The sequence below is a fragment of the Marinitoga okinawensis genome, from assembly GCF_055387075.1.
Genome location: NZ_AP042422.1, coordinates 48,159 through 65,884, shown reverse-complemented (window position 1 = coordinate 65,884; position 17,726 = coordinate 48,159). Strand labels below are relative to the sequence as shown.

Below are 17,726 nucleotides of genomic sequence, written 5' to 3'. Positions count from 1 at the left end.
ATAAATATTTCCATCAGATCAACTTAAATCGTCATTTTTTTATTAAATAAAAAAATCGTGACAAACAGTCACGATTCAATCAAAAATAACAGATTTAGTTAAATTTCTTGGTTGATCAGGTTTTAATATCATCATATTTTTTCAATTATATATTCATCAATATTTCTTTTTTCTGAATTTATATTTATTCCTATTATATATATTTCTTTTTCATTATTTTTACTCGTATATTTTTCATAATATTTCCTTTCTTTTATTTGTTCTATTGCTTCTTTTGCGCTTTTATCTAATTTTATTTCAAATATATATATTTTATTATTATGTTCTAATACTAAGTCACTTCTTCCAAGATTTGTTAGTTCTTCTGCTGTTACGTTTAATCCTGCTGATGCTAATATTGTATATATTAATGAATGATAATAACTTTCTCTTTTTTGATGTAAGTTATACGGTATTGCACTTATTATCCTTTTTATTTCTTCTATTATTTCTTCTATTTTATTTGCTTCTATTTTTTCATATATTTTATTTTCTATTTCTTCTATTTCTTCTAATCCATAATTCGCTTCTAATATTAATTCCGAAAAGCTATTTTTTACTTCTATGTTTGGATAGTCTAATATGTATTTTTTTCTTAGTCCATATCTTTTTATTCCTTTAAATGTTAAGTATCCTGCTTGTGCAAAGAATATATTTGCATTTGCATCTTCTATTTCTCTTGTTGAGAAATCCATTGCACTTACTGGATATTTTGTTAATTCTTCATAGGCTACTTTTTTTCCTTTTATATATTCGTATATAAATGATGGCGATCCACTTTCAAACCAGTAATTTTGAAATTCTTTTTTTTGGAAGAATTTTAATATTGAAAATGGATTATATACAAAGTGTTCTCCATCAAATGAGAATCCATTATAATATTTTTTCATTTCTTGTAATAGTTCTTTTTCTGTTATTTCTAATTTTTCTGCTGTTTCTTTTATATATTCTTTAAAGTAACTTTCTAACTCTTCTTGTGTGTATCCCATCATTTGTGAATAGTCATTATCTAATGATATATCATTTAGATTGTTTAACGCAGAAAACACTCCTGTTTTGGTGAATTTCGTTATTCCTGTTATGAATACAAATTTTATATATTCATCCCTTGATTTGATTGTTACATAAAAGTTCCTTAATATTTCTCTATACCTTTCTGCTTTTTCTTTGTTATTTATATTATCTAATATCGGTTTTTCATATTCATCTACCAATATTACTACTTTTCCTTTTTGAGATAATTTTATTATTAATTCATCAAATGCATATTTGTAATGTTCTGATTCTATTTCTATATTATATTTTCTTCCTTCTTCTTGTATTATTTTTAATAACCCTTCTTTTAATTCTTTTTCACTATCACTTATTGCATCTAATAAATTTATTCTTATTATTGGATATTTTTTAAATTCCCATTTGTCATATATATATGTTCCTTTAAATAATTCTTTTTCACCTTTGAATATGTAATATAATGTCGATATAGTTAAACTCTTTCCAAATCTTCTTGGGCGAGATAAAAAATAATATTTCCCATTATCTATTAAATCAAATATATATTTTGTTTTATCTACATATATATAATTTCCTTCTATTATTTTTTTATAATCCTGTATTCCTATTGGCAATTTTTTCATCAGTTCCACCTCCTTATTTGTCGGTTCTTATTATTAAATTATATCACAAAACTAATATCCAACTCCTAATATATAAACAAAGGCAGCAAATGCTGCCTTTAAAATAAGTTTATTATAATTCCAATTTTTTTACTAAAAAACTTAATATTTTTTCTATCTCTTTTTCATTTTTTGCTTCTCCAATCATTCTTAATAATGGTTCAGTTCCAGATGGCCTTAATAAAACCCATCTTCCGCCTTCAAGAATATATTTATAACCATCAATTGTTCTTTTTTCAATTACTTTATATCCAGCAATAGTTTTATGCTCTTCATTAAAAAATTTATTTAATTTTATCTTTATTTCTGGGGAAATATTATAATTTTTTTCAAAAAAGATTAACCATTTTCCAACCATATTTTTTATTTTTTCTAAAAGTCTTGAAATTTTTTCACCAGTTTTTGCTAACATTTCAACAACAAGCATTGCTGCATATACACCGTCTTTTTCCATTATATGATCTCTAAATGTAATACCTCCACTGCTTTCACCACCAACAAGAGCATTATGTTTTCTTATTCCTTCAGCTATATATTTAAAACCTACAGGAACTTCGTATGTTTTTTCATTAAATATTTTACAAAGATTGTCTATATTATGACTTGTTCCAACGTTTCTAACAACTCCACCTTTAAATCCTTTTATTTCATGCATATAATACCACAATAATGATATTACTTCATTTGTATGTAAAAATTTTCCTTTTTCATCTACTAAAACTATTCTATCAGCATCACCATCAACGGCCATTCCTACATCAAAATCACCATTTTTCATTTTGTATATTAAATGAGATAGTTTTTCCTCTGTAGGAGCTGGAGCAGAACCTTCAAATAATGTATCTCTATATCCTCTTATTATTTCAAGATCACATCTAGCACCAATTAAAGCTAACTGAATTGTGGTTGTTCCAGAACCATACATAGAATCAAAACAAACCTTTAATCCAGCATTTTTTATTGAATCATAATCCAATTTATTTTCAAGATAATCTAAATATTTTCTCCTAAAATCACACTCTTTTGTGAAGTTTTTTTCTTTCGCAACAGGGTATGGAATCCAGGATATTTTATCTATACTATTTGATATTTTTTCTATTTCTTCAGACATATGTAAAGGTATTGGTAATCCATCTTCTGTTTCCACTTTTATTCCATTGTAATTATATGGATTGTGCGAAGCAGTAACAACAATACCCAAAGCTGCTTTTTTTTCCAATACTGTAAAAGTCACTAATGGTGTTGGTATAGGCGTTGTACTAAGATAATTCTTTATATTATTTGCACTTAATACACTTGAAATCTCCTTTGCAGCTTCATCTGATAAAAATCTATTATCATAACCTATGATAACAGGTTTATTAGTTTTACCATTCATTTTTAAATAATTTGATATTGCTTGAGTTAATTTTTTTACATTTTGCAGAGTAAATCCTCTTCCAATATGTGCTCTCCATCCACCTGTTCCAAATTTTATATACTTTTCTTCCTGAATTTGAGAATCGGAAACTTCTCTTTTTAAAAGTATTTCTTCTGCTAATTTCAAATCTTCTGGTGTATTTATACCAAGATATTCATCTTCATCCAAACAAATATATCCTTCAACAGATAGCTTTTTTTCAATAGCTTTTATTATTACTTCAGGTATATAATATTCATCTGTATCAGGATGAGGTTTAATTTCAGAATATAAGCTTTTAAATACTCCAGCTTTCATAATATATGCACCTATGCTGTATTCATAAGGAGGATCATATTCAGGATCTCCATGTTCTTCTAATCTTATAACCTTACCATCATCATCTCTATATACTACAGCATATGGATATTTAATGCTGGTTAATCCAGACATAAAGGTAATATTAGATTTTGTTAGTCTATGATGTTCATACATTGCATATAATGTAGAATCTCTAAATAATGGTGTATCGCTGTATAAAATAAAAACATCTTCTTTATCTTCTATATGATCCATTCCAATTTTTGTTGCATGCGCTGTGCCTAAGGGTTTATCTTGGATATATATATGCGTATTTTTATCGATCATATCTTCCAAATCATTATAATTTTTTGGATTTGCTATTATAATTTTCTCAGAATTTTTATTTAAAGAATTTACAATGTCTAAAATGTATTTAATTAACGGTTTATTATTTAATTCCGTAAGAGGTTTAGATTTTTTAGATTTAAGTCTTTTCCCATTACCTCCAGCTAAAATTAAAAACTTCACATTATCCACCACCTATTATTACAAAATAAATTTCAAATACCCTGGAATAGGTCTTTGATATTCTATATATGGCAATCTTCTTCTATCCGCATGTTTTGTTATTTTACCGCCATTTATATATACCTGCATTGATCCTCCACCATCAAGAGATATCGCAGTTTCTACTTTTTCTTTTTTTAAAATTTCTGATAACTCAAAAAAAGAAAATCCTTTATTATCAATACCTTTTAAATAAGTATCTGTATTTGTTCCATTAGCAAATAATAATTTTATTTTCTTATTTTTTACACCTAAGGCTAATCGAGAAGAAATGGCATTTTTCCAATCAGTTTTGAAATTTGTTGGTGGCAATCTTAATAAATTTTTTTGAACAAGAAATGAATCATCTACTTTATCTTTTACATTATTGTTTTCAATCAATACCGGACCAACTTGAAGGGAAAATAATGCGTTTTCATTATATATATATTTTACATTTAAATTATTCACATTCATTTCTTTTTTTAAATGAATAACATATCCTCCATCAGGTATAGATGTCCCACCATCTAATTTAAAACCGACTATTTCATTATTTATAACAATAATATCAATTCCTTTTTCTTTTGGTGTAATGTTATTATCTTCTCTTGTATATATAATACAATTCTTTTTATCTTCATAGATAGTATTATCAATAACTATTTTCATATCTCTTATCCCTATATTTTTAACGTATGCTTCCAGATTTTCTCTTATAAAAAATGTTGGTCTTTTATATAAAAAAGGAAAAATAATTTTTTTATTTATTATTAAGCCACCAAATGGCTGACCTAAAAGAGAATATTTAGATTCTAAATCTTCGTACTCCATGAGAAAAAAATGGGAATTTATAATAATATTATTATTTTTATAATCCTGTTTTGGGATACCTAAATTTGGATGAATTGTGATAAATTTTAATGGAGATTTTGAATTTCCCAAAATTCTGATATTCCCTTTAAATAAATTATTATTTAAAAATTTTTCTAATTCTCTATTTTTTGTATAGAAACGGCTATTTTTAAATTCTAAAAAAGAGTTTTTATATAATTCATTTAAATATATGTGTAGTTTATATACTTTTGATAAGATAAACTCTCTCGAAATAATCTCTGAATCAATATCAAAAAATTTTATTATATCTGGATTAATAAAAGCTATTTGAATATTTTTTCTATTTGAAAAAAAATATCTTTGAGCTTCATGTATAAAATTATCAAAAATATATTTAGTTAACCTATTATGTTTATATAATACTTTTTTTGGTAAAAAACTAATAATACCAAAATCAGTAAATTCTAAATTTTTATATATTTTTTTCCTTAGAATATATTCTACATTTTCATCATTATAATTAATCAATTCTTTTATCATAAACAACTCTCCTTATTATCCTTTTGTACCACTATGTGTAACACCTTCTACTACATATTTTTGAAGGGAAATATATAAAATCAACAAAGGAATAATAGATAATACTGCACCTGTTAACAAATAATTCCAACGTGCACCATACTCTCCTTGAAACTGAGTTAATGCTAATGTTATTGTTGTCAAATTTTTATTTGTACTAATATATAATAAAGGTCTTAATAAATCATTCCAATTATTCATAAAAGCTATTATAAACAAAGTTACAGTCTTTGCAGTACTCAATGGAAAAAACACTTTAAAAAACATTTTAAAAGGTCCTGCACCATCTATTACAGCCGCATCCTCAAGATCTTTTGGAATGTTCTCAAAAAATTCCTTATACATAAATGTTCCAAAAGATCCAACTAAAAATGATGGAACAATTAGAGGAGCAAAAGTATCTATCCACCCCAAATGCAACATCAAATAAAACTCTGGTATGATAGTAACTTGAACAGGAATCATCATTGTCATTAATAAAAGTGAAAAAATTATATTTTTATATCTAAAATTCATTTTTGCAAATGCAAAACCTGCTAATGAACATGTAAAAACCTGCCCTATTGCCGCTAAAGAAGCAACAATAAAACTATTCATAGCATATCTTAAAAAATTATAATTTTTTAAGACATCAATATAATTACTAAACATTCCAGGTTTAAAAAGTTTATCTGGAATTAGCGTGGGTGGAATTCTAAAAATATTTTCTTCCGTATTAAATGAACTGATTAACATCCATAAAAAAGGAAAAATCATAATTATTGTAAAAAATATTAATACCACATACAATATTGTTATTTTTATATTTGTCTCCTTATTCATAATGTCACCTCAATCTAATATTGATAATTAACCCAATATTTTTTTAGAACAAAATTGGTTAATGTTAAAATAGATACTATTACCAAAAGAACATATGCTAAAGCTGATGCATACCCCATTCTGTAAAATTCAAATGCATTTAAATATACAGAATAAACAATAGTATTTGTTGAATATTCTGGTCCTCCTTGTGTCATAGTATATATTATTTCAAAATTCCTAAAAGAATCTATTATTGCCACTGTAAAAACAAAAAATGTAGTTGGTGTCAATAAAGGTAAAGTTATATTTTTAAATGATTGCCATCCATTGGCTCCATCAATTTTTGCTGCTTCATAAATAGTAGAGGGTATTTCTTGCAACCCAGCAAGATATAACATCATATAATATCCAGACATTTTCCAAACTTGTATTACTGAAACCACTATTAAAGCTAAAGATTTATCTTCAAGCCATACTGGAGGAAGAATATGAAAAACGTCCTTTAAAAAATTATTTAGAATTCCGTATTTTGGTGCTAAAATCCAGTTCCAAACTAATCCTACAGCTACTGCAGAAGTAACAACTGGTGTATAAAATGCTGTTCTAAAAAAATTAACTCCCTTAATTTTATTATTTACAAGAATAGCTAATAACAATCCAAAAATCATTACACCAATCACATAAACAAAAGAAAACACAAAAGTATTTTTTAGTATTTCATAAAATATAGGATCATTAAATAATTCTTTATAATTTTTAAGTCCAACATACTGTGGTTTTACTAAAATATTCCAGTCTGTGAAACTTATATAAAAAGAATAAAATATAGGCCATAACCTAAATACAATTAATCCAATCAAAGTTGGTAATAAAAATAACCACGGATGATATGGTTTGTACCATGAAAGTTTTGATCCTTTCATTCACTTCACTCCTTTAGTTTGACAAAGTCATATTTGTTATATTTAAAATAAAAGGGGATTATTCCCCTTTTATTTTTTACTTATAATATCTTTCTAAAACTTTATTTGCAGTTTTTTCTGCTATCTTTAAAGCTTCATCTAAAGTGTAATCGCCATTTAGCATACCATCAATTGCTCCATTTAAACCCATTGATTCAGAAGAACCATAACCTCTCCATTCTCCCCAACCTTGTGTAAATGAATTTTTCATGGTCTTTGCTGCAATATCTAATAATAATTTCTTTTCAGCTGGTTGTTTATCTTCTTCATAAAATTCTTTTGATAATCCTAATGGTTTATATGATGGTATTTTACCAGCCATATACATACTAAGATCTAATCCTTCACCTGATGCAAATTTTGCAAATTCCCAGGCAGCCTCTTTATTCTTTGTAAATGCTGAAATTGCAACAAAATCAGGCCATCCATATGCAACATTTGGATCTCCATGTGGACCAAGTGGAACCTCTGCTATTCCCCATCTAAATTTATCTTTTATAATTGTTCTATTATTTTCTATATTCCATGATCCATCAACCCACATTGCAGCTAATCCTCTTGGAAAAACATCTTGTTGTCTGATACCACTCATTTGTTTTGGTTGTGGTGAAACTTTAAAGTCTTTTACTAATGAATCTAAAAACTCTAATGTTTCTACAGCATTTTTATCTGGAGCAAATCTCATTTTGCTTCTATCCAATAAAGAACCACCATTTCTATATATCCATGATTCAATATGCGCATATCTTCCATAGAACCAATATCCCCATTGATCGATTTCTCCATCTCCATCTTTATCCTTAGTCAATCTTTTAGCTGCTCTTAAAAATTCAAACCATGTCCAATCTGAATTAGGATAACTTAATCCTGCTTCATCAAACATATCTTTGTTAAAATATAATACTGTTGTAACTAAGGCAAATGGAATTGCATAATAATTACCATCACCAACTAGTTCTTTACCTGTATCAAACAAATTTTTAAAGAATTTTTCTTGATCGATATCTTTGTTTACATAATCAGTAATATTCATTAAAAATCCGCTTTTTGCCCATTCTTCAATATACCCCGAACTCATATTAAAAACATCCGGTAATCGTTTTGAAGAAGCAGCAATTCTTAATTTAGTCCAATAATTCTTTGGTTCTAATGTAGTTAATTCAACTTTAATATTTGGATGTGATGCTTCAAATTTGTTTATAAGAGTTTGTGTTTTGTCCCTTAATTCAGGATCCCATATCCAATAATTTAATGTAACTGTCTTTGCAAAAGCACTCACTACCAATACAACTAATAGCATTACCAAAATACCTTTTTTCATAATTGTACCCCCCTTTTTAAAGTGTAGTTAAAAATCAAACAATGAATATTCTAAACTTTTATGAATAAGCATATTTAAAATGCCTTTTTCTAAAGGTTTTTCTTTATAACTAAATCTCATAATATCTGGTGTATAATAAAAATTTTTATATGCTAATATTTGTTTTTTTATTTTTTCAAATATATAATCATTATAATTAAATATATTACCGGTTAAAATTACATCTTTAGGGTTTAATAATGCTACTAATGAAATTAGCATAGAAGATACTTCCATAATAAAAATATTAAAATCTTTTTTATTTTTTATCGAAGAATTTATAGATTCTATATATTTTTTATTTAATTCTTTTATTTGTTTACGTGGAAAGCGATCAGAAAAATATGGTTCGTTATTTAAAATATTTATATATTTATTTTTATTAATATTTTCAATCAACTTATGTATATCTTTTCCTAAAAATCTATTATCTCCTGCTCTATTTGTATACCCTCTAACAATATAATTATTAATTATAATACCAATACCCACACCTTTTTCAAGATATAAAATGATTGATGTATTTTTTTCATTATTGTATTCAAGTTTATTATATGCATATACTCTAACATCTGTTTCTACGAATACAGGTATTTTAAAATACTTTTCTAAATCTTCACATATATATACATTTCTCCAATTAAGTTGCCTTGAATAATTTATAATTTTATTATCCATATCAGTTATACATGATGCTGATATACCAATGGAAAGAATATCTTCTGATGATAAATTGTAATTTTTCAAAAGCATTGAGATGTTTTTTTCTATAATTCTTATATATTTGCTATATTTGTAATCACCAATTCTTTCTAAACTATTTCCAATAATTTCTCCATTTAAATTAGATATAAAAATATATAAATAAGTATTGGTAATATTTAATCCAATAATATATTTATAATTTTCATTAATTTTATACAAAACAGGTTTTCTTCCACCTGAAGATTTTCCTATTTTAAAAGATTTTATAATATTTCTTTCTTCTAAGTGATTAACATATCGAGAAGATATAGTCAAGGATAGGTTTAATTCATTAGCTATATCATTTTTTGAAACTTCATTATTATAATATATAAATTTATAAAGTTGAGATATTGTAGAATTTTTATTGTTTTTCATATTCCATCCCCTAACAACCAACTTACTTAATTAAGTTTATTAAGTAAGTTAATTATAACAAAAAAGTAACATAACAAAAAACTTGATTTAAAATAATTAAAAGTTACCACAACCGCAATAAACGCTTTAGATATAAAAATCTTTAATTCTTCTAATTATAAAAAAAAGAGTTCTTACGAACTCCTCTTAAATTAATTCTTTTATCTCTTCTATATCCTTTAAATCTCCTGGTATATTATAAAAATTATATTCAAATTTTGGATAAATTTCAGTATCCCATAAAATTGGTTTTTCTAACACTTCTTTTAATTCTGTTTTGAAAAAATAATCAGAAATATATTCAGATAAAATATAAAAAGTATTGTCTTCATATGCAACAATATCTTCATCAAATAATTTATTTATTCTATGAAAAATTGATTCTAAACTTTTCTCATCTAACTTATTCTTTATGGTTATTATTGCAAAAACAAATTCTTCATATTTTTCAAAAAATTCTTTTAAAGATCCAAGTAGAAATGCTTTATTATACAATATACCATTTGAAATATTTGATTTATTCAAAAGTTTCTCTTTTATCCTTAAATCTCTCTTATCATTTATATTTTCATATATGTGCCCCATAAACTTAGCAAAAAATTTAGCAATATTTATTATTTCACCATCAATAAATATGTTTTTTTCTGAATAATTATCTATATTTAAAAAACCTACAACTTCATTTTTTGTAGAAATTGGAACTGAAAGATATGATTTTAATTTCAATAAATTTCCACCTTTTACTAATAAGTCTAATTGTTCTCTAGTTTCCCTTTCAATCCGAGAAGTTATAATTTGAGCACCATAAAATTTTTCTTCAAAAATATCATTCTTTTTGAATCTAATATCCTTTAATATATTCATATCATGACCTTTAACAGCAACATATCTAAAATATCCATCATCATCTCTCAAAATAACACTACCTGTAGTTAATCTGCTATCAAAATCCATTATGGATATTAATATATATTCAAATATATTTGTCATATCTAAAAATTCATTATATTCTTTTTCAGAAATCATTTCAAATACTTTTGAAAAAATATTTATGAATTTTCTATTAATTATTTTAACCATCTCCATATAAAAAATTATTTATATTTATTATATCAATAATTATATGGTTTTGTCAAATCAAAAATTTATAATTTTAAATTTTAACATAAATAACATAAAACTCCCAAAGGAGTTTTAGTTTATAGACAAAATTCAAAATAAAATATGAAAAAGTAATTTTAGTCTTTAAGTTCTTCTATTGAATTTTCAAGTGTATGCCAGGCAAGTGTAAAACATTTTACTCTAAGTGGAAACTTTGATATTTCAGAATATACTGCTACATTTCCAACTATTTCTTCATTAAATTCTTCACCTTGAGCCATTTTTTCTACTTCTTCTAAAATTTCTTTTGCTTCTTCTAATGTTTTTCCTTCAATAGCTTCACATAGTAATGCAGCAGAAGATTGACTCACAATACACCCATGTCCGCTAAATTTAGCATCTTTAACTATTCCATTATCAACTTTTAAATAAAGGGTTATTTCATCTCCGCAGGATAAATTCTTTCCATCTTCTTTTATCGTCGCATCTGGTATTTCACCCTGAAATCGTGGATTTCTAGCATAATCTAATATTATTTCAGAATATAAATCCTCTAGACTCATTTAAACCACTCCTTAATAAATTTCAATCCTTCTATTAATTTATCCACTTCTTCCTCTGTGTTATAAAAATAAAAACTAGCTCTACAAACTGACTTTGTTCCTAATTGTGTTAAAAGAGGTTGAGCACAAAGATGACCACTTCTCACAGCTATTCCAAATTTATCACTAAGTATTTGTGCAACATCATGCGGATGAACATTATCAACATTAAAAGTGATTATAGAAGAAGAATCTTCTGGATTATATAAGGTTATAAAATCAAGTGCTTTTATTCTTTTCATAGCATAATCAGTTAAAATTTTTGAATGTTCTTTAATATTTTCCATGCCAATTTCATTTATATAATCTATTGCTGCTTTTAAGCCAACTGCTCCACCAACATTAGGTGTTCCTGCTTGAAATTTTTCTGGCAATTCTGCAAAATCTGTATTTTCTATACTAACCCAATTAATCATTTCACCACCATAATGAAATGGTGGTAATTTTTTTAACAATTTCTTTTTCCCATAAAAAACACCTATACCCATAGGTCCTAACATTTTATGTCCAGAAAAAGAAAGGAAGTCTACATCGATTTCTTTAACATCTATTCCAAAATGCGGCACAAATTGAGCACCATCAACATGAACGAGTATATCTTTCTCATGTGCATAATTTATTATTTCTCTTATTGGTATAACCTGACCAGTAACATTTGACATTCCTGTTATACTTATTAACTTAGTGTCTTCTGTTATATTAGATATAAATTCATCTAAATTAAAAATACCATTTTCCGGATTATAATAAATTACATTAAAATCAAATGTCTTTGCTAATTGTTGCCAAGGTACAAAATTAGAATGATGCTCAATAGTAGTAATTAAAACATCTTTCCCTTTTATCCAATCGCTTTTACCAATAGAATATACAAATAAATTTATCGATTCTGTTGTTCCTCTTGTGAAAATTACCTCTTGCGTTTTCGCATTAATAAATTTAGCTATACTTTTTCTTGCATTTTCATACATTTCTGTTGCTTCATTAGAAAGCAAATGTGCCCCTCTGTGCACATTTGCATTATGGTAATCATAAAAATCTTTAATTGCGTTAGTTACATTAATTGGAGTTAATGTAGTTGCTGCATTATCAAAATAAATTATCTTTTTATCTTCTATACTTCTATTCAGAATCGGAAAATTTTCTATCAAATCTTTTTTGGATAACATCATATAAATCCCCCGCAATCTTAGAATTATATTCTTTTATAATACTTACAGCTGGTTCAAAAATCCCTAAAGCTATCTCTTTCTTAGCTGCGCTTTTTGAATATCCTCTTGCCATCATATAATATAATTTATCTTCATCTATACTACCAATACTTGCTGCATGACCTGCATTCACTTCATTTTCATCAACATATAATGAAGGATAAGCCATAACTTTTGCTTTTTCTGATAATATTAGATTAAAATCTTGTTCGCTTGCATCTGCATTCTTTGAACCTTTTTTAATATCTAAATTTCCTCTAAATATAACTCTCGATTCATCCATTAATACCCCATGTCCTAAAATATGACCAAATGTTTCTGGGGAATAATATCTAATTAAATAAAACATATCAATAATCTCTTCATCTTGAGTTAAATAGTATGGATAAATGTTTACATTCCCCTTTTCTTCTGCCATTCTAATTACAACATGTGGAGCAGTTACTTTTCCACCTATGTTAATATCATATACAGTTAATTTGGCTTCTTTCCCAACATCAAAAAAAATATTATCTGTAGAAATATCCTTTTCAAAAAGATTAATATTAATAACAGTTAATTCAGAATTTTCTTTTAATTTTCCTCTTAAAGAAGAAATTTTTGAACCATTGCCATTAGAATGAACAAATCTAATTAAAGTTGCTTTACTATTTTCTGCTAAATTAATTATACCTAAATCATAAATTGGGTTTCTCTCATCAATACCAGCTTCAATTGAATATATTTCATTTTCTTGATTTCTTTCAGTTTTTAAATAAAATCCTGTATTAAAAAAAACATCTGTCATCAATAAAAACTTCCTATGAGATCCATCAAAATCCATATCTTCCAAAATTGATATACCTTCATTATCAAGATCATTTAAACTTCTTAAATTATCCGATATTAAAGAATTAAAATCAGGAACAAACTTAATAGGATCAAACCCATTTAACTTTGACCTTTTCCATTTCGGAAATCCCATTTTCTTATATTCTTCAAATCTATTTAAACGAAATCTATTTAATTTTTCATTTGTGAAATATTTCTTTGATTCTTCTATTTCTATTATACCATAATCTTTATCAGATTTTACCTCTGGCACTATCCATTCTGTAGCATAAAAATCATTATGATTTAAAATTAGTGCTTTTTCATACATAAATACACCTCCGTTAATATTAATAAACTCTTTTATCCTATTGAAGATTCCACTTCTAAATTAATTAATTTATTCAATTCAAGTGCATACTCAAGTGGCAATTCTTTTACTAATGGTTCTATAAATCCTCTAACAATCATATTTTTTGCATCTATTTCAGATAATCCTCTTGACATTAAATAATATATTTGTTCTTCAGAAATTCTTCCTATTTTAGCTTCATGTCCAACATCAGCATCATCAGTAAATACCTCTATTAATGGAACAGTATCACTTTTTGACTTATTATCTAACATTAAAGCATTACATTCTACTGAAGATTTTGCTCCTTTAGCATTCTCACCAATCTTTACCCAACCTCTGTAAAATGCCCAACCACCACCGATACTAATGCTTCTTGCATTTACAACAGAACTTGTATAAGGGGCTAAATGAAATACCTTAGATCCTGTATCAAGATGTTGATTTGGTCCAGCATATGTTAAAGTAACAGAACTATTTTTAGCTCCTTTTCCTCTTAAAATTGTCATCGGATATAACATAGTTTTGAAACTACCTAATGAACCAGATACCCATTCCATAGATCCATCTTCATCAACAATAGCTCTTTTTGTATTTAAGTTATATGTATTTTTACTCCAATTCTGTATTGTGGAATATTTCATTTTAGCACCTTTTTTTACATATATTTCAACCATACCAGCATGAAGATTAGTTACATTATAAAATGGTGCAGAACAACCTTCGATAAATTCAACCTGTGATCCTTCATCAGCAATAATTAATGTATGTTCTAATTGACTCATACCAGGATTATTCATTCTAAAATAAGCTTGAAGAGGTAATGGTACTTTTACACCTTTTGGAACATATAAAAATGATCCGCCACTCCATAAAGCACCATGAATTGCTGCATATCTATGATTATGAGATGGAACAAGTTTCATAAAATATTCTTTTACTAAATCTGGATATTCTTTAACTGCTGTTTCCATATCTAAAAATATAACTCCTAAATCATTTAATTCCTTTTGAATATGTTGGTAAACAACTTCAGAATCATATTGTGCTCCAACACCGGCAAGAGCTTTTCTTTCTGCTTCTGGAATACCCAATCTTTCAAAAGTGTCTTTTATTTCATCAGGAACATCGTCCCAAGAATTGGATTTCTTTGCATCTGGTTTCATATATGCCACTATTTTACTTAAATCTAAATTTCTTATATCAACACCAAAATGTGGTTCATGATAATTTTCAAATATCTTAAACGCTTGCAATCTATGCTCCAACATCCATTTTGGTTCATTTTTAGCTTCTGATATTTCTCTAATAACTTTTTCATCCAATCCAGGTGGTGTCTTATACGCATATTTTGCTTCATTTCTAAAATCAAATTTGGATTGATTTATCATTAAATCTTCATAATTTATTTCATTAACATCTTTCATATTACCACTCCTTAACAGCTTCTACGTCTGTATATTCACTTAAAACACTATAACCTTTTTCTTCAATTTCCTCTGCCAATTTAGCATCGCCTGTATATACAATTTTTCCATCAACATATACATGAACAAAATCTGGTTGAAGATACTTTAATATCCTTTGATAATGTGTAATCATTAATATACTCATATCATCTGTTTTTAATTTATTAATAGCCTCTGCAACATCTTTTAATGCATCCACATCAAGTCCTGAATCAATTTCGTCTATAATAACTAATTTCGGTTGCAAGAAAAATAGTTGTAATATTTCACTCTTTTTCTTTTCGCCACCAGAAAATCCCGAATTTACATATCTATCCAAAAATTCTGGTTTAATATTTATTTCTTCACATAATTTAACTAATCTCTTATTCAATTCAATTGGTGAAATCTTTTCATCTGGATGCATGTATCTATATGCATTTATTAAAAATTGCCTCATTTTTACTCCATCTATTTCTTGTGGATGTTGGAAGGTTAAAAATATACCTTTCTTTGCTCTTTCATTAGTATCTAAATCTAAAATATTTTCTCCTTCAAATAATACTTCGCCTTCTATAACCTCGAATTTTGGTGACCCCATTATAACATTTGATAATGTTGACTTTCCAGAACCGTTTGGTCCCATCAAAACGTGTATTTCACCAGACTCTATATTTAAATTAACACCCTTTAATATCTCTTTATCATCCTCAATAACCTTAGCTCTAAGATTTTTCACTTCTAATAACATTTTAATTCCTCCTTTTTTTGTCATATTTACCTAATGTTATTATACTAAATTAGACAAAAAAAGTCAAATTTAAATGTATATTTTTTGTAAATAATAGAAATAGATTCTATTTCTACATAGTTAAATAAAAAAGGGCCTTCCGGCCCTTTCACTATTGACAAAATATTTTAAAAAAATAATATGAATAAATACTCGGAAGCTCCAGAAAAATCTAAATGAAGCCATATATATCATTGGAATTCAAAAATAAAACAAATGAAAACTCGAAGATTGTTTAGTTGTCATAAAGAAAATTTATAAAAATAATGTGATGAACCATTGAAAATTTCCGAAAAAATGCAAATGGAGCCTGACAATTTTGCATGGATGCAAAATTGAGCGAAACCGAATATGGATATGAGTTTGAGCGACAGGTTAGAATGAGCATTTTTAAGGACTCAAAATTTTCACCTGGTGAAGAACATTATTTTATAATTTTCTTTATTATTACTATATATATTTTAATAACATTTCAACCTTTTTATCATCAAATTTAGTAAGTCCATTTTTCAAATTCTCTAAATTCTTCAAATTAAATTTCAAAATAAAATGTTCCTTAATTTTATATTCAACAAATTTATTATTTTCCGGTTTAAAAATTTTGAATGTATTATCATTCATTGAAATAGTATAAATAGAAAGTGCAGAAGAAATGGAATTAAGTTCTAAATCTTGAAAATTACAAGAAATATTATTAACTAACAAAAAATGGGGATTTTCTAATCTTATATCCATTAACTGATACAATAATTCAGTGGATTCATTAAGAAAATAAAATTTCGTTGTTTTAAAATAAAAATTATCATTAGAATGTACTTTGTTTACGGTATTTTCTCTAATGATATATAACCCATTCTTATACTCCATTAAAATTACTATATCAAATATTTCAGAAATTTCAGAAATATAGTTCAAATACTTTTTTGAAAATCTATTTACCTTTAAAAAACCTATCTTATTTTTAAATTTAACTGCATCTTTAAAATGTGAAATCAAATAAAACAAATGCCTTAATTTAAATAATTTTAATGAAACATCACCAAAATTGATAAAATAAAAATTATTATCATCATATGGATAATTATCTTTAATACTATAAAAAGCATTCTTTACTTTTTTGAACAAAATTTTCTCTACAATAATATCTAAAAAATTTTTCATTTGAAATCCCCAACCTTTTTTAAAAAGGCCTGTAATTTATTATGAATCTTATTTCTATAATACCCATGAAGCATTATAATGTTATCATTAAATTTTTCTATTTCTATGTAAGCATAAGGGGAATCTTTGAATATAACATATTCCTTTTTATCTGGATAAAAATATGAAATTTCATGTTTATCCTTATATATTTTAAACAATAATATGGGTATATTAACTAAAAACATATTAGATATAATTACATTTAATAAGTATCCATATGATGATTTGTTTAAAAGATCTACTCTCAAAACAATTAAATCCGCATGTCGCATTTTAGCATAAAAATAATTTTCAAATTTCATTCCTTCACTTTGCAACAAAAAAATTAACTTATTTTCATCATTAACATTAATAATTCTATCTTCAAAAGATCTTAATTCTTCTTCTGCAATACCATCAAAAATATTAACAGAATCACTATTTAAAATTACAGAAACCCCACTCTGGCCTAAAAAAGACCAGGAGTGGGATGTAATATTAATATTCACATTATCATTTTCAAACTCCATTAAATGGATAGGATCACCAGCGAAAATTTTCAAA

At 26.1% G+C, this 17,726-nt stretch carries 15 protein-coding genes; all 15 read right to left on the bottom strand.

All coding sequences use genetic code 11. The features are described from left to right. Positions 1 to 131: 131 nt before the first annotated feature. The 15 genes from ACZ5CK_RS00305 to ACZ5CK_RS00235 all read right to left on the bottom strand — a co-directional run bounded on the left by ACZ5CK_RS00305 (position 132) and on the right by ACZ5CK_RS00235 (position 17,725). On the bottom strand, positions 132 to 1,676 hold the full coding sequence (locus ACZ5CK_RS00305; protein ID WP_464581914.1) for an ATP-binding protein: 1,545 nt from the start codon (positions 1,674 to 1,676) through the stop codon (positions 132 to 134). 112 nt (positions 1,677 to 1,788) lie between these two features. Next, positions 1,789 to 3,945: a sugar phosphate nucleotidyltransferase gene (locus tag ACZ5CK_RS00300; protein ID WP_464581913.1), complete on the bottom strand. Its 2,157-nt coding sequence runs from the start codon at positions 3,943 to 3,945 to the stop codon at positions 1,789 to 1,791. Positions 3,946 to 3,963: 18 nt separating this feature from the next. Then, a complete protein-coding gene (locus tag ACZ5CK_RS00295; RefSeq protein ID WP_464581912.1) occupies positions 3,964 to 5,340 on the bottom strand; it encodes a phosphodiester glycosidase family protein in 1,377 nt (458 codons plus the stop codon). A gap of 15 nt (positions 5,341 to 5,355) precedes the next feature. Next, a complete protein-coding gene (locus ACZ5CK_RS00290; protein WP_464581911.1) occupies positions 5,356 to 6,201 on the bottom strand; it encodes a carbohydrate ABC transporter permease in 846 nt (281 codons plus the stop codon). 14 nt (positions 6,202 to 6,215) lie between these two features. Continuing rightward, positions 6,216 to 7,106, bottom strand: coding sequence for a carbohydrate ABC transporter permease (locus ACZ5CK_RS00285; protein ID WP_464581910.1), 891 nt, complete (start codon positions 7,104 to 7,106; stop codon positions 6,216 to 6,218). Between the two features lie 76 nt (positions 7,107 to 7,182). After that, the gene (locus ACZ5CK_RS00280; protein ID WP_464581909.1) at positions 7,183 to 8,466 is read right to left on the bottom strand and encodes an ABC transporter substrate-binding protein; all 1,284 of its coding nucleotides are present in this window, start codon (positions 8,464 to 8,466) and stop codon (positions 7,183 to 7,185) included. 27 nt (positions 8,467 to 8,493) lie between these two features. Next, positions 8,494 to 9,627 (bottom strand): ROK family protein, encoded by a 1,134-nt coding sequence (locus ACZ5CK_RS00275; RefSeq protein WP_464581908.1) that lies wholly within the window; start codon positions 9,625 to 9,627, stop codon positions 8,494 to 8,496. Between the two features lie 186 nt (positions 9,628 to 9,813). Further along, positions 9,814 to 10,746: a GAF domain-containing protein gene (locus ACZ5CK_RS00270; protein WP_464581907.1), complete on the bottom strand. Its 933-nt coding sequence runs from the start codon at positions 10,744 to 10,746 to the stop codon at positions 9,814 to 9,816. A gap of 158 nt (positions 10,747 to 10,904) precedes the next feature. After that, a complete protein-coding gene (gene sufU, locus ACZ5CK_RS00265; RefSeq protein ID WP_464581906.1) occupies positions 10,905 to 11,330 on the bottom strand; it encodes a Fe-S cluster assembly sulfur transfer protein SufU in 426 nt (141 codons plus the stop codon). Continuing rightward, positions 11,327 to 12,541, bottom strand: coding sequence for an aminotransferase class V-fold PLP-dependent enzyme (locus ACZ5CK_RS00260; protein WP_464581905.1), 1,215 nt, complete (start codon positions 12,539 to 12,541; stop codon positions 11,327 to 11,329). Before ACZ5CK_RS00260 ends, sufU begins: the two co-directional genes overlap by 4 nt. Beyond that, a complete protein-coding gene (locus tag ACZ5CK_RS00255; protein ID WP_464581904.1) occupies positions 12,492 to 13,721 on the bottom strand; it encodes a SufD family Fe-S cluster assembly protein in 1,230 nt (409 codons plus the stop codon). The genes ACZ5CK_RS00260 and ACZ5CK_RS00255 overlap by 50 nt, the downstream gene beginning before the upstream one ends. A 32-nt stretch (positions 13,722 to 13,753) precedes the next feature. Beyond that, positions 13,754 to 15,169 (bottom strand): Fe-S cluster assembly protein SufB, encoded by a 1,416-nt coding sequence (sufB, locus tag ACZ5CK_RS00250; protein ID WP_464581903.1) that lies wholly within the window; start codon positions 15,167 to 15,169, stop codon positions 13,754 to 13,756. Between the two features lies 1 nt (position 15,170). Beyond that, complete coding sequence (sufC, locus tag ACZ5CK_RS00245) at positions 15,171 to 15,941, bottom strand: Fe-S cluster assembly ATPase SufC (protein WP_464581902.1); 771 nt, start codon at positions 15,939 to 15,941, stop codon at positions 15,171 to 15,173. A 489-nt stretch (positions 15,942 to 16,430) separates the two neighbouring features. Then, positions 16,431 to 17,141 carry a hypothetical protein gene (locus ACZ5CK_RS00240; protein WP_464581901.1) on the bottom strand — a complete coding sequence of 237 codons (711 nt, stop codon included), beginning with the start codon at positions 17,139 to 17,141 and terminating at the stop codon, positions 16,431 to 16,433. Beyond that, entirely contained in the window at positions 17,138 to 17,725 is a 588-nt protein-coding gene (locus ACZ5CK_RS00235; RefSeq protein ID WP_464581900.1) for a hypothetical protein, read from the bottom strand. The genes ACZ5CK_RS00240 and ACZ5CK_RS00235 overlap by 4 nt, the downstream gene beginning before the upstream one ends. Position 17,726 lies beyond the last annotated feature (1 nt).